Source organism: Bulleidia sp. HCP3S3_C9 (assembly GCF_052064035.1).
GTDB lineage: Bacteria > Bacillota_I > Bacilli_A > Erysipelotrichales > Erysipelotrichaceae > Bulleidia.
The window spans coordinates 1-25240 of the sequence record NZ_JBQHWJ010000030.1; the positions used below are offsets into that span (position 1 = coordinate 1).

Sequence of the window (25240 nt, forward strand, 5' to 3'; positions counted from 1 at the left end):
TCTCCTTGCTTCTAATCATACAGAAAATGCAGATATTTTGACTATGATTTAGTCTTTTCTCTGCATCGTTTTTTTATTTAATTTGAATATATTATTGGTTTTATGTGTATTTAATTTGGCGTTCTACAACAACGCCAGGAACAGGCGCACCAAACACGAACACGAAAAACCCCAATAAAGCACGCTTTCAAGCGAGAAGAGAGCCCACCACATAGAACAAGCTAATAGCACACTATGCGGTGGATTTTATGTTTCCATTGAGATATATCGCTCACATTTACAAACTTTTACCGAGAACATTATTTTCCTTTAAATGTGGGATAAAAATATTAAAAAATGGCATAAATAAGCCATTCTATACATTTGCAAACTAATTTTTAAAAATCTTCAAATGTGGAGCATTTTTAAAAAACCTTTAAATGTGGGCGTGTAGTCTACTTGTAGCCTACTTGTAGCCTACTGAGGACGCCTAAGGACGCCTAAGGACGCCGTAAAGCATAAAAAAAAGCTCGTATACACGAGCTTTTCGGCATTTTCCAAACTGAATAAATTAACGCTTGGAGAACTGTGGTGCTCTTCTTGCACCCTTTAAGCCGTACTTCTTTCTTTCCTTCATACGAGAATCACGTGTGAGGAATCCAGCCTTCTTAAGAACTGGTCTGTAATCAGCACTAGCTTCAAGTAAAGCACGAGCGATACCGTGTCTCATTGCACCGGCCTGGCCTGTATAACCACCACCGTATACGTTGATCTTGATATCAAACTGATCTTTTGTCTCTGTAAGTACTAATGGAGCATTAACTTCCATACGAAGAGTAGCCTGTGGAAGGTATTCTTCTAATGTACGTCCATTGACTGTGATGTTACCTGTTCCCGGAGTCATAAAAACGCGGGCAACAGACTTCTTTCTACGTCCTGTTCCGGCGTAGCTAACTGTCTTCTTCTTTGTTGGCATTGTCTTTTATTCCTCCTTACTTAACCTTGAGCTCAACTGGCTTCTGAGCTGCATGTGGGTGATCAGGTCCTTCATAAACAAATACATGCTTACGCTGAACATCACCGAGCTTAGTATGAGGGAGCATACCCTTGATTGCCTTTTCTACCCATTCAACTGTGTACTGTTCACGCATAACCTTTGTGGATCTAACACGTAAACCATTTGGCCACTGTGAATGTGAATAGTAGAATTTCTTGAAGTCCTGGTCGCCAGAAATCTTAACCTTGTCAGCATTGATTACGATAACATAGTCACCGCAGTCAACGTTAGGTGTGTAAGTTGGCTTGTGCTTACCTCTTAATACTGTAGCTACTTTTGTTGAAAGACGTCCGAGTGTAGCATCTGTAGCATCAACTACATACCATGTACGGACAACTTCGCTTGGCTTTAACATCGTTGTTTGACGCATAATCTTTTTTTCTCCTTTACTGAAAATGTAACTTTACCGGGGCTACATTTTTGGCATGGAGTGCCATGTTTGATTCTAGTAGTCCGAGGCTATAAAGTCAATCTTTTTTTTCTGTTTTTAAATAGTTTTTTGCATGATCGTATGGAACACATTCAAAATGTTCAATATTCCATGTTTTCAGTTTAGAAATGATTTGATTCTTCACTTCTTCAACATATTTTTGATCATTCATATCATAGAGATAAATGCATGCTTTTTCCTGTTCCACAACAAGACAGCCTTTCATCTCCTGGTTGTTTTTTGTACAGACTGCATAAGCATATGGGAACTCTTTATCTCTCACTCTTTTCTCAATTTCTTCGATATCCCATGCATCGCTGCATAGTTGATCACCTCTTAGAAATTCTCGAATTTGAATATTCTCATTCAATGCAACCATTTCAAAATAATCTACATATTCCAATGTCAATCCATTTGCTGGAGCATTATGTCTTTTCACTGAACGATCCTTTGCTTCCAGCATTTCTTTCACATCCTGAATCGTTTTCTTTCCTCTGCCAACATCTAAGATAGCGGCAGACATCATTCTAACTTGATACCTTAGAAAACCTTTTCCAGTAAATGTCAAAGAAATCATGTTTCCATCTTTTTTACAAGACACATCATAAATAGAACGTACCTGTATAGGATATTCCGCTAAAGACGAAGAATTAAATGAAGTAAAATCATGTGTTCCTTGAAACAATTGAATACATGCATTCATTTTTTCTATATCCAAAGGATATGGAAACTGACACGCGTACTCTCTAGAAAACACATCATAAGGACCATTATTAATTCTATATGTATATGTTTTATAGCGAACATTAAATCTTGCATGAAAGATAGAATCCTTTTCTTCAACACTTAAGATATGAATATCGTCCGGGAGAAATGCATTGATTGCTCCCATCCATTTTCTCGCATTCATATTTCTTTCACAATCAAACATGAATACCTGTCCACGTGCATTCACTCCCGCATCTGTTCTGCCAGAAGCAGTAATTGTGATTTTTGTCTGTGCGATTTTTTCTAAAACTTTTTCAATTTGTTCCTGCACTGAAGTTCCACGTGTTTGAGATTGCCATCCTTCATAATGGTCTCCCACATAGGAAACAACACATTTATATCTCATCGAAACCACGCAATCCAGATAATGACACCCATTAATACCCCGCAGCAAGCCAACAAGAACCAGTCTTGTTTTTTCATTTCCAATTGCTTGTAGCGTGTTCTAGGCAAACCAGGTGCATATCCTCTTGCTTCCATTGCATTAGCAAGATCTTCAGCTCTTTGGAACGCAGATACAAATAAAGGAACAATCAAAGAAAGAATTGCCATCACTCTTTCCATCAGCTTTCCTTCCTTCATATCCACACCTCTAGATTCCTGTGCTTTGATAATACGTGCCGTTTCATCAATCAAATCCGGAATAAAACGCAATGCAATACTGATCAGCATCGCAATTTCATGAGATGGTAAACCAATCTTCTGAAAAGGACTCAATAGATCTTCAATTCCCAATGTCATTTCCAATGGTTTGGTTGTAGCTGTTAGACATGTTGTAATCATGATCATCAAAAGAAGTCTTACCGCAATATATAATGTCTGAAAAACTGCATCGGAATACAATGACCAGCTGCCAATCGTAAACAATACTGTACCTGTTTTCAATACCAAAGCATTAATCACAAGCAGAAAGAAAAGCATAAACAACATTGGCTTCATAGCTTTCCAGATAAAAGAAACAGAAAGCTTTGATAATATGATAACAACAGATACACATACAAATATCACGCCATAGCCAATCCATCCTGCAGGGAAAAAGATTGTAATCAGCAACAGCAGCATTGCCATGATCTTTGCACGAGGATCCAGCTTATGAATTGGTGAATCTAAAGGCAAGTAACGGCCAAGTGTAAAATTACCCATCTTACTTTACCTCCTTTGCGATATAATCTGCCAGTTCTTTCATATTTACAACACTTTCAGGAATATCAAAACCTTTTTCATTCAACATTTCTTTCATGCGAACAATATATGGCGGCAAAATATTTAATTCTCTACACTTCTTTGGATCAGAGAAGAATTCACGTGCTGTACCATGAAGCTTTACCTGTCCTTTTTCCAAAACAACAACATCATCACAATACGTATACACATTCTCCATGTCATGTGTAACCATCAATACTGTCTTATGCATTTCTTTATTCAACTTAGAAAATAAAGCCATCATGGAAGCAGTACCAGCTGGATCCAGACCAGCTGTTGGCTCATCCAGAACAAGAACCTTAGGATCCATCGCAAGAATACCCGCAATCGCAACTCTTCTTTTCTGTCCGCCAGATAATTCAAGAGGACTCTTTTCAAAGTAAGATTCATCCACACCAACAAGCTTCAAAGCTTCTTTTGCACGTTTCGTTGCTTCTTCCTCATTACATCCGAAATTCTTAGGTCCAAATGCAACGTCCTTAATAATTGTTTCTTCAAACAATTGATATTCAGGGAACTGGAACACAAGTCCAACTTCACCTCTGAGTGCCTTTAATTTCTTTGCTTTTTCACCAGCTTTGATATCACGATCTAAAATATGAACAATTCCAGCATCTGGTAATAAAAGTGCATTCAAATGCTGCACTAAAGTACTCTTTCCAGAACCAGTCTGGCCAATAATTGCGGTCATTTTTCCTTCTGTAATTTCTAGATTGATATTTCTTAAAGCCTGGTATTCATATGGTGTACCAGCACTATACGTATGACTTACATTTTCGAACGCAATCGGCATAGCTCATTCACCATTCCTTCCATTGTGATACATCTATCTACTGTTACTCCTCTTTTCTTCAGCTCATCCGCTAATTTCAAAGAAAATGGAATATCCAGTTTCATTTCTTTTAATTTCTTTTCCTGCTGGAACACTTCTTGTGGTGTGCCTGTCAATACAACTTTTCCCTGATCTAATGCAACCACATAGTCAGAGCTAGCAACTTCATCGATATCATGTGTAATTGATAAAATTGTCAAAGAACTTTCCTTATGCAATTTCATAATTACTTTTTTGATTTCATCTTTTCCATCTGGATCAAGCATACTTGTCGCTTCATCGAAGATTAAAAGTTTTGGTTTCATCGCTAATACTCCAGCAATCGCAACGCGCTGTTTCTGGCCGCCACTTAAATGCGTAGGTTCCTGATCCATAAAATCACTCATTTTAACAAGCGCAGCATTTGTATCAATGATCTCATCCATCATAGATGGTTCAACACAATGATTTTCCAGTCCAAATGCAATATCATCACGCACAGTCGCACCAATAAACTGATTATCTGGATTTTGAAAAACAATACCAATACGAGAACGAATCTTTGCCAGATTTTCATTGTTCAATGCAATACCGTCAATCGTAATCGTTCCACTCGCACTCTCAAGCAGGCCCATGATCAATTTCGCAATTGTAGATTTACCACTGCCATTATGTCCAACAATTGTTGTATAACTACCCTCTTCAACTGAAAAAGAGACGTTGTCAATCGTCTTTCCCTCTTCTTCATATGAAAAATTTAAATCTTTCACTTCTAGAATTGCCATATACGCCTCTTTTTTATTGATTTAAGTTGACTAAAAGTTCAACTAAACTTCTAATGCGATCACACTTTGCATCACGATGTAATCTCTTACGGTCTAACAATACCGCATGAATTCCAGCATCATTTGCTTCCATAACATTTGTTTCAAGATCACAAGATACATATAATACTTCTTCATTTTTATATGAAGTCATCTCAGATGCCTTCGCATAAAATGCAGGAGATGGTTTACTTACCCCAACATTTTCAGCACTCAAAATTCCAAATGGATGAAGATTATTTCTTCTAGTAACGACATGAATATAATCTTCTGAATGATTTGTAAGAATGTATACAGGTAATGTACATTTCGCAAAAAATTCTTTCACATCATCATGAATTGGTGCATACATCCAGAAATTCTGTAAAAGTGTATGAATCTGTTTACGATCTTTCTTCAAGTTGTAATTGTCAATTGCAGATGTAATGATCTTGTCTTCCATTTCATCCATTGTCATGAAATTCTCACCTTGAGATACAGCTTCTAAAGCTGTCAATTCTTCTTTATAAAATGCAACTACTTCTTCTTCTGTTTTAAAATTACTATTTTTAATAACTTCACTAATCAGTTCTGAATAATCCTGACCTTTTGCGGCTATCATTCCACTCGCAAAATCTAATATAATTGCTTTAATCATAATCACCTTCCAAAAACTCGCACATTATACCATAATTATGCCTTTTTCGATAGTATAATATATCTAAGAAAAACAGTACATATTCAACGGAGGAACAAAATGAATATCCAACAATTTCAGCACGATCGATTCGGTTTATTCTTGCATTGGGGACTATATGCAATCTCCGCTAGAGGAGAATGGGTAAGAAATAATGAAGAAATGAAAGAAGAAGACTATATTCCATATGCCTCAGAATTCAATCCAGATTTATTCGACCCAAAACAATGGGCAAAAGATGCAAAAGAAGCAGGCATGAAATATGCAGTCATGACCGCAAAACACCATGATGGTTATTGCCTTTTCAACACGAAAACAACAACATGGAAATCAGACAGAGACTATATCAAAGAGTTCTTGGAAGCTTTCCGCAATGAAGGATTAAAAGCAGGACTTTATTATTCATTACTAGACTGGCATCACCCAGACTATCCACACTATCAAGATTTACATCATCCAATGAGAAATCATCCTGAATGTTCAAATGAAAACAGAGATTTTTCAAGATATCTAGACTACATGCATACACAAATCAAAGAATTACTAACGGAATATGGAAAGCTGGATATTATGTGGTTTGATTTTTCTTATGGGAATATGAGAAAAGATACATGGGATGCCAATAAGATTGTTTCCATGGCAAGAGAATACCAGCCTGATATGATTATTGACAATCGTCTAGAAGGAGATGGCATTTATCAAGGAACAATCAGAGAAGAACATCCTAGTTTTACTGCAGGTGACTTTACTTCTCCTGAACAAATGATTCCACCAACAGGTATTACAAATGTCAAAGGTGATCCAATCCCTTGGGAAGCATGTCTAACAATGAATGAACACTGGGGATATTGTTCCAAAGATACAAATTACAAATCAGCAAAACTCATCATCAGAACACTCGTTGAATGCGTCAGCAAATCTGGCAATCTGATCTGCAATGTTGGCCCAGATGCAAGAGGCTGTTTCCCATCACAATCCAGAAAAATTCTTCATGAAATTGGAGAATGGATGAAGTATAATCAAGCTTCAATCTATGGATGCAGGAAATGTGATCTAGAAAAACCAGAATGGGGAAGATATACGCAAAAAGGAAATATCATCTATGCACACGTATTAGATGAAAGTGTCTTCGACATTCCAGTACATATTCCAAAGGATAAGATCTTGAAAGTCAGAAGATTATCAGATGGATCAGAAATCAAGATTCAAACACCATGGAATGCTGAAAGCTATCCAGAATACACATTCTTAAACATCGATACATTAGCACATCAATGTCCAGATCCAATTGATACTGTCATTGAAATCACATTAAAATGAGTAAAAAAATATCTAGCAACAGTAAGACCAGATAGAAAATATCAACGCAATATGAAACCTAAATCATCTGTTCCATTCAACACATAAGCATCATAGCGTCACACTGATGATATTTCATATTCGAGTCGCAGGAAAATTTTTCTAAAGCGAATCATTTTTCCTTTTTGTTATGTTTGAAAGCCATCAATTCTAATTGAAATGTGATAGAACCCCTGGATGCAGCTCTACATCCAGGGGTTACATGACAAATATTTTAATAACTTCTTATTTGACTTAACTTACTGACATTGCAAATAATAGTTTTCCTTTTATGTACCACTATTACTTCCATTCTTTTTTGAGCTCGTGCACTCTATAACGAATGTAAATCCAGCTGCAAATCCATTGTTGATTCTGAATGAGATAGTCAGGAGATTTTTCAATAAAATCTTCCCAGCTTGTACATCCACTATTGCTCACTTTATAAAATTCTGAATCAAAGTAATTTCCATCCACAGATTGTATCTGATTATCATAGATAATGCGTAATTCTTTATTCTCATTTAACAGCTTTTCCCCATTCTTTTTGAATGCTGACAAACCAACAGGCAACATTTTTTTCATAGAAAGATAGTAATTTACCTCCCTATCTAAATCAGAAAAAATATCGATGTTAAGATCTGTTAAATCCAAACGTGGTAAAAAACAAACATAAGTCGGAATCTGTTCTTTTAGTATTGTACAGGTAATTTCTAAACCAACAATATTATTTACAGTATTAGATATCCAGAATCGGATTTCTTTCGCGTTTTCAAGTGAATCAAAATAATTATCTATATCACATTCCCATCCAGCAATGATATCTTTCGTAAGTGGCCATTGGCTGGAGTAGTATTTTTTCAAATTTTCTATCATATGTTCTTTTGTAAACGGTTTTAATAAACCATATTCAAAATGAATCGGACAATCCACAACATGAAAATCTAAAATACCTTTTTCTCTGTATCCATATTCAACCAATTCTTTATAGTTGTAATCAAAGCAAATATCAATAATTCTTTTCATTTGATAACTACATCCACAGATTGTATACTTTTACCACCATTCAATACTTCACCATCAACTAAGTGTTTCAGATGCTCAATCATGTTTTATAATTGTTATTTTATTTCAGAAATATATTTTTCAATCGTAGATTCATCGATACCGCCATTGTAAGCTGTAATACCGTAAGAATATTCACCATCTACCCATGAAATTGCAGAATACATATCCCCATTTCCACGTTCTTTCACTTCTTTTCCATCAATCGTAACTTTCTGAATATTCATATATGAGTTATCATCTGTTGTCAGAATATCTTTTCCACAGAATTTTGCCTTATCAATACGGATAACATCCTCACCATTATCATCATGAAATGTCACTTCAGAAATTTGATAAGAGAAAGCTCGATAAGATACATTTGTATATGTTTGTTCCAGTTCTTCAGGAACTTCTAAATCAAATCCCGCAACACCTTTTGCCTGCAGTTTATTTTCCAGATCGATCCAGACCTGCTTTTGTGATTGTCCAAATGGCGATTGTGAAACAACAATGCACGCATCATCGTTCTTTCCTTTTCCAAATACCATATACATAACCACAAACACCATCGCCAGCAATAAAATAATTTTCATAAAATTACCATCTGCCGGCTTTTTTTCGGATGGTTTATTTTCTTCTTCAATGATTTCTTTTTCTTCCATGCTTCACCTCTTGTTGTTCTATTGTACCAAACAAAAAGATACAATTCATCATTGTATCTTATCGAATATCATATTTTTCGTATACACCTTGTAATGCATTTGTCTGATTTGCAACATTCAAGATATCTGAAATGATTGCACCAGGCTGTGTAAAGAACTTACGTGTTGCGACAACCTTGTCATCCTGTGTTGTTGTCTCATATCCACTCAGTCCCATGATTTCTTCAAATGCTTTTCTTTCTTCAGCAATCGCAAAACGAACATGATGCATTACAGTAACAAGTGAATCCTCTTCATAGCTGCTGTTAAATTCATCATTTTTATTTAAAATCTTCTCAATAAAATCCAAATCCAGGTATGGATACACAGAAGCAACTTCTTTTACTTCATCGCTCTTTTCTTCAAAAGATGGATCGACTTTCTTCTCGTCTACATCACCATCTTCAATCTTAATGAAGTGAATTTCATCATCTTTTTCATTCTCTTGTGTTTTCTTGGATTTCTTTAATGTATACGCTGCTAAAGCGGATGCTGCTGCTAGAGCAATAGCTGAAAAAGCTAATATTGACTTACGAGACATAATTTTTTCTCCTTTGTATTACAATATTGTAACACATTCATGCTTCATCAGATATTCCATTATTTCAACAGCGTTACTTGCCGCACCTTTTCGAATCTGGTCACCACAGCACCAGATAACAAGTCCATTCTCATTTGTCAGATCTTCTCTGATTCTGCCAACATATACAAGATCCTGATCTGTTGTCAATAAAGGTGTTGGAACACCTTTGTATAAAACATCCCCTTCAAATGAATCAATTGCTTTTTCAGCTTCTGCAATAGAAATATGATTCTCACAAACAACCGTTGCAGAAATTGAATGTGAACGATATACAGGAACTCTCACACATGTACATGTCACTTTCAATTCAGGCAAATGCAGAATCTTTCTTCCTTCATTCTGCATTTTCATTTCTTCTGTTGTATAACCATTCTCCAGCATACTTCCAATATCCGCAATCACGTTATAGGCAATCTGTGAAGGGAATGTGTGTACTTCAACTTCTTCATGATTTCGAATTGCTTCACATTGATTTTCCAGCTCTTCAATCCCATGCATTCCAGCACCGCTGACTGCCTGGTATGTACAAGCATTGATTGACTTAATCTTAGACAGTCTGCAAATGGGAGCCAATGCCATCAATGTAATGATCGTAGAGCAGTTAGGATTCGCAATCGTTCCATGATGCTTCAATGCATCTTCACCATTAATTTGTGGAACAACTAAAGGAACATCATCTTCCATGCGGAATGCAGAACTATTATCAATATATACCGCACCCGCCTTTTCAATCATAGGACGATATTCTTTACTCAATGCATTACTAACTGCACCAAGCACATAATCCAAACCATCAAAACAGCCCACCGAAACTTCCTGAATTGTCATTTCTTGATTCAAATATGGAATTTTTTTGCCGGCAGATCTAGAAGAAGCAAACAAGCGCAATTCTTCAACATCAATTTTTCTTTCTTCCAGGCAAGTGATCATTTGTCTGCCAACAGCACCTGTCGCACCAACAATACCTATTCTCATTGTTTCTTCTCCTCCGCAACAAACTTTTCATATATTGCTTTAATTGACTTCTCAAAATCATTATCCGAAACACCAATCATAATTGTTAACTCATAAGATGATTGAGAAATCGTACGAATATTGATCTTGTTTCTGCCAAATTCACTCAATAACTGACCAGAAATACCAGCACGCTGCTTCATTTCTCTGCCAACGACCGCAATCATTGCCTGATGATCTTCCACACGAATATCTTCTGGATGTACTGTTTCCTTCAATTCCCCAATAATTTCATACAGACAATGGTTAATCAAATGCGTCTGTACAACAATACTGTACGTATCCACTGTTACAGGGACAGCTTCAATCGAAACATTATACTTCTCAAAGATCTGTAATACTTTTCTTAAAAAACCAATTTCAGCACTGCTATGTGCTTTCGTCAAAGAAATAACCGTATAGTTTTTTCTGCCCGTAATTCCTGTAATTGCATGTGGTGGATCTACTTTATCCATTTCACTGCAATCTTCCATAATCATTGTTCCTGGATGATCCGGTTCATTGGTATTACGAATATTGATTGGAATATTCTTTTCTCTCACAGGGAAAACAGAATCATCATGCAGAACATTTGCTCCCATGTAACTCATTTCTCTCAGTTCTGAATATGTAATTCTTGAAATTGAAATTGGATTTGGAATAATTCTAGGATCAACAACCATGAACCCAGATACATCTGTCCAGTTTTCATAAACATCTGCATCTACAATATTTGCAAGTACTGCACCTGTGATATCAGAACCTCCACGACTCATGACTTTGATTGTGCCATTTGGCGTTGCACCATAGAAACCAGGAATCAGAATTTTTTCACTGCCTTGTACATACTGCATCAGTTTTTCACTTGTACGTTTCATATCAATTGTTCCATCATAATGAAACATGATAACATCTGCCGCATCAACAAATTTAGCACCCAAATATTCTGCTAAAAGCTTTCCAGTTAAATACTCCCCACGAGAAACAAGATAATCAGGAGAATCATCATTTTGTATGATTTTACGAATCCTAAAAAACTCTTCATCTAGATTCACATGCAAATGCAGCTCTTCCTGAATACTTTTATATTTTTTCACGATCATATCAAACAGGCTTTCATAAGAAACACCATATTTAATATGTGCCTGAATCAAATACAGAAGATCTGTAACTTTATGATCTTCGTGACTCTCTTTTCCACATGCGCTTGTAACAATGAACTTTCTAGAAGGATCACTATCAATAATATGTTTCACTTTAGCAAATTGCTTCGCATTCGCAACAGATGAACCACCAAATTTTGTAACCTTGATCATGCTTCCACCTCCGCAATAAATACTTCTTTATCATTTGCCTTTTTCATACGATCTAATACTTCTAATAAACGAACTTTCTTTGTAACTTTGCCATCCATAATATCCTGAAAAACTTCCATATTTTTAGAACGAATATAGTAAATGCCTTCAACATTTTCATTATTGATCATTCCATCTTCAAATTGCATTTCCATACTCTGTGATTTTTCAATATCAATAATGTCCTGCACAACTGCATGTGCTGTCGGTAAAGAACCCGCACCTTGTCCAATATAAACCGCTTTCCCAAGTGTTTTCGAATTCGATGCAATCGCATTAAAATTCAAAGGAATAGAAGCAAATACATCATCTTTTTTCACAAACATTGGCATTACAGAACTAGATACAACATCACCATTTCTTTCTGCACGTCCAATCATCTTTACAACATATCCATTTTCTTTGCAGTACTTCAAATCACTCGCATCAATATAGCGAATCCCAAACATCGGAATATCTTCTAAATTAACACGTTTTCCAAATGCTTTTAAAATACTGATCATTGTCTTATAGCGAATGTCATATCCATCAATATCATCTGTTGGATCTTTTTCTGCATATCCTAAATCCTGTGCTTCTTTTAACATAGAGGCAAAATCCTGATTCTCATGGTACATACGTGAAAGAATATAGTTTGTTGTACCATTAAAAATACCTTTCAAAGAATCAATTGTATCAACTCTTTTACAGCGATCAATATTTGCAATCCACGGAATTCCACCGCCACAAGTCGCTTCATAATGCAGGCTCACATGATTTCTTTCTGCACATTCCTGAAGTTCTAAAATAGAGGAAGCAAACATTTTTTTATTTGAAGTTACAAAATGCTTTCCGTGCTCTAACGCTTCCAAAGCATACTTACGTGCTGGCTCAATACCACCCATACATTCCACTACAACATCAATAGAAGGATCCAGAAGAATGTCATTTACATCTGTTGTCATTCTTACGTCTGTAATTTCCGATGTATCTTTCACAAGAATTCTTGTAATTTCTAGATTTTTTGTTTCGTCTGTTAATTTTTCATCAATGATTTTTCTAACACCACTTCCAACAACACCATGTCCAAGTAATCCAATCTTCATATTTCCTCCATTCAGTGTACCTATTTTAAAAACACTTGTATTAAGAACGCGAACATAGTATCATATCAAAGTGTTTATTACAAGGAGCGAATCGTATGAAATATGTAAGCAGCAGAAATAAAAATGAAATTGTTGAAAGTCATAACGCAATTATTCAAGGTCTAGCAAAAGATGGTGGTCTTTTCACACCAGAAAACATTAACATTCATATCAATGTAGATGAGCTAACAAATTTGTCATACCAGCAGATTGCCACAAAAGTCATTCATGCTTTCTTAGACGACTTTACAGAAGAAGAAATTTCTTCCTCCGTAAATCAGGCATATGACAATAAATTTGATACAGAAGAAATCGTTCCACTGCATAAAATAGAAGATGCATACTTAATGGAACTTTATCATGGTCCTACAAGTGCATTCAAAGATATTGCTTTGACATTGCTTCCGCATTTATTGATCCAGTCCTACAACAAAGAAAATCGTCATGATACGATTTCCATTTTAACTGCTACTTCAGGCGATACAGGAAAAGCTGCATTAAGCGGATTTGCAGATGTAAAACATACCGCAATTACAGTCTTCTATCCTGAAGTTGGCGTTTCTCAAGTACAGAAGAAACAAATGCAGACAGCCATTGGAGATAACGTTGAAGTCATCGCGGTCAAAGGAAACTTTGACGATTGTCAGAGAATGGTTAAAGAAGCAACACAAGATCCACAAGTACTTGCATCTTTACATAACGTAACAATTTCCTCTGCCAACTCTATCAATGTAGGCAGATTAATTCCACAAGTTGTCTATTACTATTCCTCTTACTGTAAACTCGTAAGAGACGGTGCAATCCAGTGCGGAGATCCTGTAAATTTTGTCGTTCCTACAGGAAACTTTGGCGATATCTTAGCTGGTTATCTAGCATATCGTACGGGGCTGCCAGTAAATCAGCTAATCTGTGCTTCTAATTCAAATAATGTTTTAACAGATTTCTTGAATACAGGTACATATTCCATTCATCGCCCATTCATTCCAACAATGTCACCTTCCATGGACATTCTGATTTCAAGCAATCTTGAAAGATTATTATTCATCATGAGTGATAATGATGATTCTTTTGTTGCTAACATGATGAAAGAATTAAACGAACAAGGATCATATACTATTCCATCAAAGATTCAGGAAAAGATTTCTTCTATTTTTAAGGGTTACTGGACAAGTGAAGAAGACTGTGCAAAGACGATACATGATCTCTATAAAAAAGAACATGTATTAATTGATCCACATACTGCAGTTGGACTGCATGCATATAGACAATATCAATTACAGACACAAGATAAAACACCGTCAATTGTTTTATCGACTGCTTCTCCATATAAATTCTGTAAAGATGTATACCAGGCAGTTTCAAGCAATTGCATTGAAGATGATTTTGAAGCAATGGATGCTTTGCATACATATACACAAACAGCTATTCCATCCAATCTTGCATGTTTAAAAGATCTTCCTGTACGCTTTACACGCAGCATTGAAAAAGAAGACGGCATGAAAGTCATCGCAGAAAGAATGAAGGAAATTGGCAATGATCACAATTAAAACACCCGCAACAAGTGCAAATGTCGGACCTGGATTTGACTGTTTTGGCTTAGCATTTAATTTATACAACACTTTTGAAGTTGAACTTTCTGATCAGGATATCCTTGAAAATGTTGAAGAACGTTTCAACAATCCAGATAATATTTTCTTAAAAGCGTATCATCTTGGATGTGAAGCCATTGGTATTCATGATCATATTCACGCAATTTTTCATACAGAAATTCCTGTCAGTCGTGGACTTGGATCAAGTGCTTCTTTGATCTGTGGTGGATTACTTGCCTGCAGTGCATTACATAACAATGCATTGTCAAAAGATCAGATTTTTCAATTCGCAAGTCAGCTGGAAGGGCATCCAGATAATGCTGCACCATGCATTTATGGGGGTTTTACAGCTTCTTTGGCATTTGATCATCATTTTTTTACACAGCACTTAACATTGGATAACACATGGAAATATACACTGTTTGTTCCTGATTTTGAAGTTTCTACGCAAAAAGCACGTGCAATCTTACCCGACAGCTATGATAGAAAAACTACTGCTTCCAATGGAGCACACGCAGCATTATTGATTGAAGCATTACGCACTGGAGATATGGATTTATTAAAAGTCAGCGCAGTTGATGCAATCCATGAACCATACCGTAAACAATTAATCCATGAATTTGATGATGTTAAAAACATTGTTTCTAAATATGGTGTATTTCTAATCAGTGGTTCTGGATCAACATGTTTATTGATTTCAAAAGATCCTGTTTCTCAAGTTGATAAGGATGCCATTAACGGTTTAAAATGTAATTGGCAGATTTTTGAAAGAACCATTGCAAAAAATGGCTCGGAGGTTTTATGAAAAAAGATTTTTTAATTGTTTCTAGAAAAATATTACCAGATTACTTAGATAAAGTAATTTATGCACGAAATCTTTTAACAAATCATGAAGCTTCCACAATTACAGAAGCTGTACAAAAAGCAGGTATTTCAAGAAATACATATTATAAATATAAAGATTATGTTTACGAAAGTGCAGACGATACGACAGAAAGAAAAGCAGTTCTTTCTCTGATTTTAAAAAATGAGAGTGGTACACTCTCATCTGTTCTTAAAACATTATCTGATCTCAATACATCGATTTTAACAATTTCCCAGGCAATACCTGTCGCAAATAAAGCAAACGTACTTTTATCTTTAGATATTTCTAAGATGGCATGTGATATCCAGGAAATGACTGATACACTCAAACATTTATCCGGTGTCAGAAACGTTCATTTAGATGCCATTGAGTAATTTACATGTATTCCATCTTTATGGAATACTTTTTCATTAAAGTGGTATGATTGACATGGAGGTTACTCATGAAACACTTAACAAAATTATTCATTATCGCACCACTTCTTTTATGCGCCTGTAGTAAAAATACCGTCAAACGGAAAAGCAATGTTGAAAGAATCTCTGTTACAGATCCAGCAACAGAAACAATGGAACCTGAAGTAAATACAGAAACAGCATCACTCACCATCACTTCATCTGATTTAATTGATGGTGAATGGAACAGTGATATCACTTCTTCCTGTGGATCCAATCGAACACCAGAACTCAGCTGGAATGCAATTGATGGTGCAGAAGAATATGTTATCTACATGATCGACACATCCGCAAATAATTGGTTACACTGGAGAGTCAGTGGTCTTACAGATACACACCTGGATCCAGGCAGCCAGGCAGGGGAATATGTTGGACCATATCCACCAAGCGGAACACACACGTATATCATTAAAGTCTATGCACTATCTGCACCACCACTCTCATTACCAGGTAATTTTGATGCGACAAATGAAGACGATCTTTCATTCATTGATGCAGGACTCACAAACATCATTACTTCCGCAGAAATCTCTGGAACATTTACTGCACAGTAAAATGAGGATGATCACACCCTCATTTTTTCATTTCATTTTCAATCCACAACATCAATAAATTAACAATTTTTTCTTGTTGAACACCTGTTAAAGGAATACCTTTTTCAACATGATACCATCGATTCAAACACCCTCTACAACAGCACGCACACGCATGCATTGCGATAAACACAGGATGACCTTTCATTGGTGTTTGCTTTCCATCATTTTTCGGATAGCTATCTGCCAGTTTATTTCTCACAAAATCACATGCATGCCTGCGAATCACATCCATCCCTTTTTCTTCCACATACAATTTATCTTTTTCTTTCAGATGAAAAGAAGAACGAAATTTTGATTGAGATAATTTATATAGCGCTTCTATCCTTGTCTGCATAAAACTATTTTATGCTTTTTTTAATTTTTTCATACCAAAAAGCATGAATAACACACCAACAACTGCTACCGCAATACCAACGTAAAGTGTCGCTCTTACAGACAACAAGCTTAACAAGAAACCACCAATAAATGATGCAAATAGTCCACCAATCGTACCAGCAGCACCCATGACTGCCTGTCCCTGATTTCGATCTTCACTCGCAATATATTCATCCACAAAATAAACAGATGCTGGAATAATAATTGCATAAGAAAACATCTGGAAAACCATCGCAAAATAATATACTGTCATATTTGGTGCAATCAAAATCAATATATCTTTCACACACCATGCAATCGCAGAGAACACCATCAATGTATCTACACGGAATTTCTTTAACAATAATGCAAAACCAAACATCGGAGGTAATTCCACCATTGCCTGAATAAACGTAGCACTGCCCTGGCTGCCTGCATCACCACCAATATCACTGATAATATTAATCATATAGTTATTGATCAGCATATGTGTAAAGTTCAGACAAATCATTGCCGCAACAATCATCAATACATTAGAATATTTCTGAAAGAAAGATGCATAGGATATTTTAGCTTTTTCTTCAACAAATTCTTTCTTTTCATCTTTTGGCACCTGTAATGTCATAACAACACCAATTGTTGCAATTGCCATCACTAGCAGCCAGACTGGCAAAATCGATGGGTCTTTTAATTTAATGAGTTGACCAAGACACAAAGCTGCAACCGCATACGCTGCACTTCCAACACCTCTGCCAAGTCCATAATTAATCTTGTATCCTTCTTTTTCATAAATGAATGCAAGAGAATTCAAATAAGGAACTCCAATAGTCGCAAATGCTAACCCAATGACTGTAACTATCATAGAAAGAATAGATTCACCAGGAATCACAATCAAAGCAATATACGCAATCGACGCAACTAATAACGAAAAAATAATAAATCTCTTCTCATTCCATACTTTTGACTTATCAACAATCGGAGCCATTGTTGTCTGCCCAATCAAAGCAATGATTGAAACAGATGTTAATAACACTCCAATCACAGATGTATCTAATCCTTTATACTGCAGATAATTATTTGCAAACCCAACACTGCCGCAAACTAGAAAAAAGTAAAAACAATTGATCAAAGCATACTTCAAATTTAGATGTTTATATTTCATATCCACTTACCTCTAGTTCCATTGTACTATTTTGTTGATGTATTATTGCATTTCCAACGTATTTTGGCACAATGTTCCAAAAAAGAGGAAGAACCATTCTTCCTCATAACAATACAATATCTTTTGTCTTTGAATCTTTTTTCAACTGCAGACAATAATTCTTGCTTGCTTCTATAATTGGATACAATTCATCTTGTGGCTGCACTTGTTTACTTGTCATAATACAATCATAGATTGGAAATGCATCTACCCAGTTAACTGGAACAAGTCCATATTCTTTCAATTTATCAACCGCAACATACGGAACAAGACACAGTCTCTTTTCTTTCATACAGCTTTCAATGACAGCAGTGACAGATCCTAAAAACAATTCACTTTTCAACGCAATATCTGCATCTAGCAGTAAATTTCTAAAGTGTTCTGTAAAACAGCATTCTGAATATGTAAATGTAAAACTTTGATTGATAAAATCTTTTAAATACACTTCTTCTTTATTCGCAAGAGAATGTAATGGAGAAGTCATCACACATAGCTTTTCCTGGAATAATGGTGTCACTTTCGCACTTCCACATTCACTCAAATTAACCATTTGAACATATCCAATATCACATTCCTGCTGTTCCAACCACTCAGGCACTCTTGAACAACAGATTGTATTGACTTCAATACTGGCAAATTCAATTTCCTTTTGATACTGATGCATAAATGAGCCAAAACTAAATGCCAGCATCAATTCACCACCCGCAACAATGATTTTATTTTCCCGATGTTCCTGTTTGAAAGTTGCTTCACATTTGTCATACATTTTCAACATTTCTTTCGCATATGGCAAAAAGATTTCTCCATCTTTCGTCAAACAGATTGCTCCATTTCGAAAATGAACAAACGTAGTAGAGAATTCAGCTTCTAACGCATGAATATGTTTTGCCAAAGTACTTGGCGCATAATTCAAGATTTCACTTGCTTTGATATAATTTTTTTCTTTTGCTAAAACAACAAATGTTTTTAATTGTTTCGTATCCATGAGACTAGTATAGCATTTTCAAAATATTTGTGTATCATCCATCAAAAAAGCTATGACCTTTCGATCATAGCCTTTTCATCATGCTTATTTATTGTCAGCAATCACTTGTTCACCAGCAGCCTTACCAAATACGACTGTGTCAACAACAGCGTTACCGCCTAAACGGTTTGCACCGTGGATACCACCAGTAATTTCACCAGCAGCATACAAGCCTGCAATTGCCTTACCAGATTCATCTAATACACGTGTATCTGTATCAATTGTTACACCACCCATTGTATGGTGAACGCATGCCTGTCTAGGTGTAGCAACCCATGGACCGTTTTCAAGCTTAACAGAGTACAATGTACGTCCAAATTCATCTGTTTCTTTACCATCAACACAATTGTTGAATGCATCTACTGTAGCCTGCAATGTAGCCTTGTCGCAGCCTAACTTTTCAGCCATTTCATCTAATGTATCAGCAACAACGATATATCCATTCTTTTCAAGATATTCGAATGTAAATCCATCAGCACTTCTCCATTCAGGATCCTTGATATCAACATATCCCTTGCCATCGCCACTTTCTAACATATAGAATATAGCATCTGGCTGTGATAATACACCTAAGCAGATTTCATCACGTCTGCCATCTTCTCTAACAAATCTTTCACCATTCTTGTTGATAAAAATGAGCTGGTCTGTACCGTTAACGTCTCTTGGTGGATACTTTGTCAACTGACCATCCTTTGTATTACCTAAGTAGAGTAACTGGATCTGTTCCATATCTGTTAATGAAGCACCGGCTTCCTTAGCCATCACAATACCATCACCCTGAGAGGAAGATGTTCTATTTGTCGTCATTAATTTACTTAGATCATCCCACTTGCCACTTGTGTTATATTCCTGAACCATCTTAGAGTTAGCTGCGAATCCACCTGTGGATAATACAACACCCTTGTTAGCTGTTACAGTAAATTCATTACCATTTCTATCTGCACAAACAACACCAGTAATTTTGTCATCTTTCTTCACTAAAGATTTACCTGTTGCTTCTGTAACGATTGTTACATTGTCCATAGCATCAATCTTGTCTAAGTATGTTGAGATAAAACCAGTACCCATCTTCATTTTTGAAGTATGTGTTCTCTGCCACAATGAACCAGCACCTTGAGAAATCTTATCATCAAAGCCCATTCCTAGATCATCCTTGATCCATTCATATGCATCATAAGAGTCATAGCAAAGTTTCTTAACAAGATCTAAGTTACCAACTTTATCACCGTTGATCCAAGTCTGCAGAGCATACCATTCCTTAGAATCAAATAAGTCTGTTCTACCATCAGCCTTGTACTTATCCCACTGTTTCTTAACTTCAGCCTGTAATGCCTTATGTTCATCACTAATTGGCTTTTCACTCAATGCCTTTTCAACTGTTGTCTTAACAGTATCTGTCATTGTAACTTCCTTCTGAAGCTTCTCATCAGGTGTATTGTAAATTGCACCACATACTAATGTGTCACCACCAACTTCACCATTCTTTTCAATAACAGTAACAGTAGCACCATCTGCACCAGCAGCGATTGCTGCAGCAAGACCTGCACCACCACCACCGACTACAACAACATCAGAAGTTATGTCTTCTAATTTTTCAGAACTCTTTACTTCTGTCTTGAAATCATCCTTGTTTCCGCCAGCCTGTTCAATTGCATCCCCAACAGCATTCATGATAGCGTAGCTGGTAATTGTTGCACCAGTAACGGAATCAACCTTAATAGATTGTCCTTCAACGATTCTCTTTGGAATCAAAGTAATTGGAGATTCTCCACCATTTGTCTTCACTTCACCCTTAGCGTTTACAAGTTCTCCACCAATACCTGGAGTTTCTTCGTTACCTGTTACAGTAACTGCGTCAATTTTGCCATTCGCAATCTTTACTTCGACTTCAACGTCAGCATTCATACCTGGTTTTGCTGCTGTGTATGTACCATCCTTCAATGATCCTGTTGCTCCAGCATTAGATCCAGCTGGCTTGTTTGCGCAACCTGAAGCCAATAGCAATGCACCTGCTAATGACATAGTAATTATCTTTTTCATAGCTCCCTCCTATTTGTTAATATTTTAACATGATAATTTATTAACAAGTCACACTTAAAGTGAGAGCGCTCTCACTTTTTTCATTTTTCCCTATCTTGATCAAAAAAAATCGTAGTATATACACCACGATCTTTTGTATTCTTATTTTAAATCTTCCAGATCTTCGCCATTTGTTGCGATGACTTTCTTATACCAGAAGAATGAATCTTTACGATACCTATCTAATGTACCAAGATCAAATTCATCTCTATCAACATAGATAAATCCATATCTCTTCTTCACGCCTTCATGTGTAGAAATCAAGTCAATTGCACTCCATGGGCAATATCCCATCATTTTAACACCATCAGTAATTGCTAAGTGCATCTGCTGAATATGCTGTCTAAGATAGTTGATACGATATTGATCATGAACCTTGCCATCTTCCGTAAGAGTATCGTATGCACCCAATCCATTTTCACTAAAAAGGCAGCGTTTTCACTAGTACATTTTCAATTGTCTCTGCATCACTTTGAAAGCTTCCCTGTATCACTTCTTTCTTTCCGCCACCTCTTCCAGATAGTTCAGTATTTAATTGCTTTACATACTCCTGCAGGTTTATTTTCTTAGAAAGAATAATATACATATATCCATTTTCCTGTTTATTGAAAACACATACCGTCGGAATCTTTTTTTCTTCCAGCAATGCATTCGCATATGTCATCAAAGAAACACGATCCAGTCCTTCTTCAAAATCAATGACATATTCTTTTCCCTGTGTATATGTTTCCAGTTTCATTTCTAACAGTTTCTGCATGCACTGTTTCTTTTCATTCAATAGATTTAAATTGTTGTCTAACAATTTCTTTGTCGCAATATGAATTTCTAATGGCTTCGCGCTTAAAAGACAAGATACTTCTTTACATGCATCATGTTCTTTACGCATATATTCTAATGCACGTTTCCCACTCACAAGATCAAAGCGAATACCATCTTTATGCTTCATGAAAGAAAGAATCTTGATCAATCCAATCTCTCCTGTATTTTTTACGTGTGTTCCACAACATGCACAAATATCCGCATTTTCAATCGTTACAATTCTTACTTTTCCCTGTAATTCTTTTTTAGAACGATATGGAATATTCTCTAATTCATCATTATTTGGATATGTAATCTGTACTGGAATATTCTGATAAATAATATCATTTGCTTCTCGTTCAATCATCATCAACTGATCCCAGTTTAATGGACCACTGATATCAATCTGAATCACTTCACCCATATGGAAACCAACGTTTTCATATCCAAAATGTTTATGAATCAATCCAGAAATAATATGTTCTCCAGAATGATTCTGCATACAATCAAAACGACGATTCCAGTCAATCACACCATGTACGACTTTTCCTATATCCACTGCTTCTTTAACATAGTGATGAATCACATCCTGTTTGTCTCTTTGTACATCAAATACTTCTACATCATTTAATGTACCAATATCAAATGGTTGTCCACCACCTTCTGGGTAAAACGCAGTATCTTCTAATACAACATCAAATCCATTTTTACATGCAGTACATGAAATCACTTTCGCATCAAATTCTTTCAAATATGCATCTTGATAAAACAATTCATTCATTTCCATAAATAAACACCTCAATAACTTCAACTATCTTATCAAGAAAGCAAAAAAAAGAGAATGCATTCAAACATTCTCAATCATTAGATTCTTGAAATATCCTTCTGTGCCATTATCTACATACAGTCCAACATATCCTTTTGCATCTTTTCCATGTTTTAAATGCTCAATGCACAATACTGGTGTTTCCATATCATCTACATAGAACTTTGCTTTATCTTCATGAATCACAGCACGCAGATGAAACCACTTATCTAGATATCCTTCAATTGGTGCTTCATAACCCTCAATTCCATGTTTTCTAAAATATGCAAATGTATATCCAGGATAAGAAAAATACTGACATCCATGTTGTTTTCTTACAGGATCATCCGTATTTCCATTTGTTGGTCGAATATAAAAAGATTCAAATTCACTTGCATCTTTCTTTGCACGAAATACAATTCCAACAAACCCACGATTCGTTTCATCCGCTGTAGGAAGCAATCTGCTTCTTACATCAACATCAATAATTCCATTATGGAATACTTCTTCATAAATCAATGCATACGTATTATCATCTGGAATTTGATTTTCATGAGGCTTCGCAACATAAATCACATTTTCATTTTCATTTTCTAATACTGCATCTCTTACTTCAACATTAATTCCTTTCATATAAGTTACCTTGCAACCCTATTGTATCGAAATAGTAAAAAAAAGAAGTAGTCACAATAAAGCAACTACCTCTCATAGCTATTTAAATCAAGAAATACTTCAAGACAAATAATACAGCTAAAATATACATTAATGCATTCAAATCTTTTGTCTTACCTGTTAATACATGTAGTACAACATAAGAGATAATACCAAAAGAAATACCTTCAGAAATAGAATATGCAAAGCCCATCATTGTAATACAGATGAAAGCTGGAACTGCATCTTCAAGATTCTGCCAGTCAATATTTACTACCTGCTGCATCATCATAAAACCAACAACGATCAATGCTGGTGCTGTTGCGAATGATGGAACCGTCAAGAACAATGGTGACAAGAATAATGATAGAAGGAATAAAACACCAACAGTAACAGATGTTAAACCAGTTCTACCACCTTCTGTAATACCAGAAGAAGATTCAACGAATGTTGTAATTGTTGATGTACCTAAGCAAGCACCAACTGTTGTACCAACAGCATCTGCTAACAATACACCCTTAATCTTAGGAAGCTTGCCTTCTTCATCAAGCATATTTGCCTTAGAAGCACATCCAATTACTGTTCCTAATGTATCGAAGATATCAACAAATAAGAACGCAAACATCATAACAATGAAATCTAATGTATGTTCAGCAACAAATGCAAAGTCAAACTTGAAGAATGTTGAAGAAACAGATGCAGGCATAGAGAAGAAAGTAGTTGGAATCAATGAGAAATAAGATTCATTATCAGGAACATAAATTCCTGTCAACTGACAAACAATACCTAAAGCCCAAGTTAACAAGATACCATAAAGCATATACCCCTTAACGTTCTTCTTGAGTAAGAATACTGTTAAGATCACACCAACCATTGTCAAGATTGCTGTGATACCATGTGTAGCGAATGTACCATCACTTAATGCAGTCTTAAATGAGAACAATCCAACAAGTGTACTTCCATCAACAATAATACCAGCATTCTGTAAACCAATAAATGTAATGAAGAAACCAATACCAACAGATACTGCAGTCTTCATCTGCTTTGGAATTGCATTAAAAATTGCTTCTCTGACATTTGTTAAAGAAAGAACAATGAAGATAATACCTTCAAATAGTACAGCTGTTAATGCAGCGTGCCAGTCATATCCCATAGAACCACAGATTGTGTATGCAAAGTATGCATTCAATCCAAGACCGGCAGATAATGCGAATGGCATATTTGAGAATGCTGACATTGCAAAACAAGCAATTGCGGAAGCTACTGCTGTAGCTGTAAGAATTGCACCAGCATCCATACCTGATGCGCTTAAAATAGATGGGTTTAGAGCCAAGATGTAAACCATGGTCATAAACGTTGTAAGTCCGGCAATCAATTCTGTTTTGACATTTGTACCGTTCTCACTTAGCTTAAAAAGCTTTTCTAACATGATATATTTACCCCCTGTAATTTTTCTATTCATACCCTATAAATAAAAAATATTTTCTACAATAAGACCCTCAAATCGTAGAAAACACAATAGAATCAAGATCGTAGCAGAGATGTTAAGGCATCCCGTAGAGACGTATCGCCAATCCGAATACTTATACGATATGAAGGACCTAAGTATTATATCTCAATTCAAAAATAAAGCTATACCAACAGTCCATGTGTAAGCGTTATCATGAAAATATTTCATAAAAAATCCAAAAAAAAGCTATCCATAAGGACAGCTTGTAATATTGAATATCCAAAATTGGATGAGGTTTTGACATATTCCAAAATAACATGATGTTCATGAGGTCTTGAAGAAAAATCGATGTTCAAATATTTTGAGGTGCATTTTCATGCATCTTTTTTTATGATTGTATTAGTAATCATCATTTTACGGAAAGGATAAAAAGAAAACAGAAGACCATATGAGTTGCCGCTCAGTCTTCTGCTGTCTTTCAAACAAC

General features: G+C 35.8%; 25 protein-coding genes, 1 pseudogene and 1 riboswitch. Of the genes and pseudogenes, 5 read left to right on the plus strand and 21 right to left on the minus strand.

Features of this window, described 5'->3' with window-relative positions; genetic code table 11:
* Nucleotides 1–550: 550 nt before the first annotated feature.
* The 7 genes from rpsI to ACTND6_RS06525 all read right to left on the minus strand — a co-directional run bounded on the left by rpsI (nt 551) and on the right by ACTND6_RS06525 (nt 5709).
* Nucleotides 551–955, minus strand: a complete 405-nt coding sequence (rpsI, locus tag ACTND6_RS06495) for a 30S ribosomal protein S9 (protein ID WP_441023064.1) — start codon at nt 953–955, stop codon at nt 551–553.
* A 16-nt stretch (nt 956–971) separates the two neighbouring features.
* Nucleotides 972–1406: a 50S ribosomal protein L13 gene (rplM, locus tag ACTND6_RS06500; protein ID WP_178175442.1), complete on the minus strand. Its 435-nt coding sequence runs from the start codon at nt 1404–1406 to the stop codon at nt 972–974.
* A 97-nt stretch (nt 1407–1503) separates the two neighbouring features.
* Nucleotides 1504–2580: a tRNA pseudouridine(38-40) synthase TruA gene (truA, locus tag ACTND6_RS06505; protein ID WP_441023062.1), complete on the minus strand. Its 1077-nt coding sequence runs from the start codon at nt 2578–2580 to the stop codon at nt 1504–1506.
* A complete protein-coding gene (locus ACTND6_RS06510) occupies nt 2577–3377 on the minus strand; it encodes an energy-coupling factor transporter transmembrane component T family protein (protein ID WP_441023060.1) in 801 nt (266 codons plus the stop codon). The genes truA and ACTND6_RS06510 overlap by 4 nt, the downstream gene beginning before the upstream one ends.
* A 1-nt stretch (nt 3378) precedes the next feature.
* Nucleotides 3379–4230 (minus strand): energy-coupling factor transporter ATPase, encoded by an 852-nt coding sequence (locus ACTND6_RS06515; protein ID WP_441023058.1) that lies wholly within the window; start codon nt 4228–4230, stop codon nt 3379–3381.
* Complete coding sequence (locus tag ACTND6_RS06520; protein WP_441023056.1) at nt 4206–5033, minus strand: energy-coupling factor transporter ATPase; 828 nt, start codon at nt 5031–5033, stop codon at nt 4206–4208. Before ACTND6_RS06520 ends, ACTND6_RS06515 begins: the two co-directional genes overlap by 25 nt.
* 13 nt (nt 5034–5046) lie before the next feature.
* Entirely contained in the window at nt 5047–5709 is a 663-nt protein-coding gene (locus ACTND6_RS06525; RefSeq protein WP_178175437.1) for an HAD hydrolase-like protein, read from the minus strand.
* 99 nt (nt 5710–5808) lie between these two features.
* Between ACTND6_RS06525 and ACTND6_RS06530 the strand changes: the two genes are divergently transcribed.
* Nucleotides 5809–7068 (plus strand): alpha-L-fucosidase, encoded by a 1260-nt coding sequence (locus ACTND6_RS06530; RefSeq protein ID WP_441023053.1) that lies wholly within the window; start codon nt 5809–5811, stop codon nt 7066–7068.
* 321 nt (nt 7069–7389) lie between these two features.
* On the opposite strand, the gene ACTND6_RS06535 is transcribed toward ACTND6_RS06530, so the two are convergent.
* The 6 genes from ACTND6_RS06535 to ACTND6_RS06560 form a co-directional block, all read right to left on the minus strand.
* Entirely contained in the window at nt 7390–8112 is a 723-nt protein-coding gene (locus ACTND6_RS06535; protein WP_441023051.1) for a DUF1835 domain-containing protein, read from the minus strand.
* A 95-nt stretch (nt 8113–8207) separates the two neighbouring features.
* Nucleotides 8208–8795 carry a hypothetical protein gene (locus ACTND6_RS06540; RefSeq protein ID WP_441023049.1) on the minus strand — a complete coding sequence of 196 codons (588 nt, stop codon included), beginning with the start codon at nt 8793–8795 and terminating at the stop codon, nt 8208–8210.
* A 58-nt stretch (nt 8796–8853) separates the two neighbouring features.
* The gene (locus ACTND6_RS06545) at nt 8854–9375 is read right to left on the minus strand and encodes a hypothetical protein (RefSeq protein ID WP_441023047.1); all 522 of its coding nucleotides are present in this window, start codon (nt 9373–9375) and stop codon (nt 8854–8856) included.
* A gap of 18 nt (nt 9376–9393) precedes the next feature.
* A complete protein-coding gene (locus ACTND6_RS06550; protein WP_441023045.1) occupies nt 9394–10392 on the minus strand; it encodes an aspartate-semialdehyde dehydrogenase in 999 nt (332 codons plus the stop codon).
* A complete protein-coding gene (locus ACTND6_RS06555) occupies nt 10389–11726 on the minus strand; it encodes an aspartate kinase (protein ID WP_178175431.1) in 1338 nt (445 codons plus the stop codon). The genes ACTND6_RS06550 and ACTND6_RS06555 overlap by 4 nt, the downstream gene beginning before the upstream one ends.
* Nucleotides 11723–12850 (minus strand): homoserine dehydrogenase, encoded by a 1128-nt coding sequence (locus ACTND6_RS06560; protein WP_441023043.1) that lies wholly within the window; start codon nt 12848–12850, stop codon nt 11723–11725. The genes ACTND6_RS06555 and ACTND6_RS06560 overlap by 4 nt, the downstream gene beginning before the upstream one ends.
* Before the next feature lie 95 nt (nt 12851–12945).
* Between ACTND6_RS06560 and thrC the strand changes: the two genes are divergently transcribed.
* The 4 genes from thrC to ACTND6_RS06580 all read left to right on the plus strand — a co-directional run bounded on the left by thrC (nt 12946) and on the right by ACTND6_RS06580 (nt 16349).
* Complete coding sequence (thrC, locus tag ACTND6_RS06565) at nt 12946–14436, plus strand: threonine synthase (protein ID WP_441023041.1); 1491 nt, start codon at nt 12946–12948, stop codon at nt 14434–14436.
* On the plus strand, nt 14423–15283 hold the full coding sequence (gene thrB, locus ACTND6_RS06570) for a homoserine kinase (protein WP_441023039.1): 861 nt from the start codon (nt 14423–14425) through the stop codon (nt 15281–15283). Before thrC ends, thrB begins: the two co-directional genes overlap by 14 nt.
* A complete protein-coding gene (locus tag ACTND6_RS06575) occupies nt 15280–15717 on the plus strand; it encodes an ACT domain-containing protein (RefSeq protein WP_441023037.1) in 438 nt (145 codons plus the stop codon). Before thrB ends, ACTND6_RS06575 begins: the two co-directional genes overlap by 4 nt.
* 68 nt (nt 15718–15785) lie before the next feature.
* Nucleotides 15786–16349 (plus strand): YbhB/YbcL family Raf kinase inhibitor-like protein, encoded by a 564-nt coding sequence (locus tag ACTND6_RS06580; protein ID WP_441023035.1) that lies wholly within the window; start codon nt 15786–15788, stop codon nt 16347–16349.
* 19 nt (nt 16350–16368) lie between these two features.
* Here ACTND6_RS06580 and ACTND6_RS06585 read toward each other — a convergent pair whose 3' ends face one another.
* The 8 genes and pseudogenes from ACTND6_RS06585 to ACTND6_RS06620 form a co-directional block, all read right to left on the minus strand.
* Nucleotides 16369–16725 (minus strand): DUF4186 domain-containing protein, encoded by a 357-nt coding sequence (locus tag ACTND6_RS06585; protein ID WP_441023033.1) that lies wholly within the window; start codon nt 16723–16725, stop codon nt 16369–16371.
* A gap of 9 nt (nt 16726–16734) precedes the next feature.
* Nucleotides 16735–17907, minus strand: a complete 1173-nt coding sequence (locus ACTND6_RS06590; RefSeq protein ID WP_441023031.1) for an MFS transporter — start codon at nt 17905–17907, stop codon at nt 16735–16737.
* A 103-nt stretch (nt 17908–18010) separates the two neighbouring features.
* On the minus strand, nt 18011–18931 hold the full coding sequence (locus ACTND6_RS06595; RefSeq protein WP_441023029.1) for a LysR family transcriptional regulator: 921 nt from the start codon (nt 18929–18931) through the stop codon (nt 18011–18013).
* Between the two features lie 84 nt (nt 18932–19015).
* Nucleotides 19016–21010, minus strand: coding sequence for an FAD-dependent oxidoreductase (locus ACTND6_RS06600; RefSeq protein ID WP_441023027.1), 1995 nt, complete (start codon nt 21008–21010; stop codon nt 19016–19018).
* A gap of 141 nt (nt 21011–21151) precedes the next feature.
* Nucleotides 21152–21478 (minus strand): annotated as a pseudogene (locus ACTND6_RS06605) (family 1 glycosylhydrolase); the annotation flags it as partial.
* Nucleotides 21471–22634, minus strand: coding sequence for an alanyl-tRNA editing protein (locus tag ACTND6_RS06610; RefSeq protein WP_441045074.1), 1164 nt, complete (start codon nt 22632–22634; stop codon nt 21471–21473). The gene ACTND6_RS06610 and the pseudogene ACTND6_RS06605, both read right to left, overlap by 8 nt.
* Nucleotides 22635–22694: 60 nt before the next feature.
* The gene (locus ACTND6_RS06615) at nt 22695–23285 is read right to left on the minus strand and encodes a family 16 glycoside hydrolase (protein WP_441023025.1); all 591 of its coding nucleotides are present in this window, start codon (nt 23283–23285) and stop codon (nt 22695–22697) included.
* Between the two features lie 82 nt (nt 23286–23367).
* Nucleotides 23368–24732: an NCS2 family permease gene (locus ACTND6_RS06620; protein ID WP_441023023.1), complete on the minus strand. Its 1365-nt coding sequence runs from the start codon at nt 24730–24732 to the stop codon at nt 23368–23370.
* A gap of 84 nt (nt 24733–24816) precedes the next feature.
* Nucleotides 24817–24914: riboswitch (purine riboswitch) on the minus strand.
* Nucleotides 24915–25240: the final 326 nt, after the last annotated feature.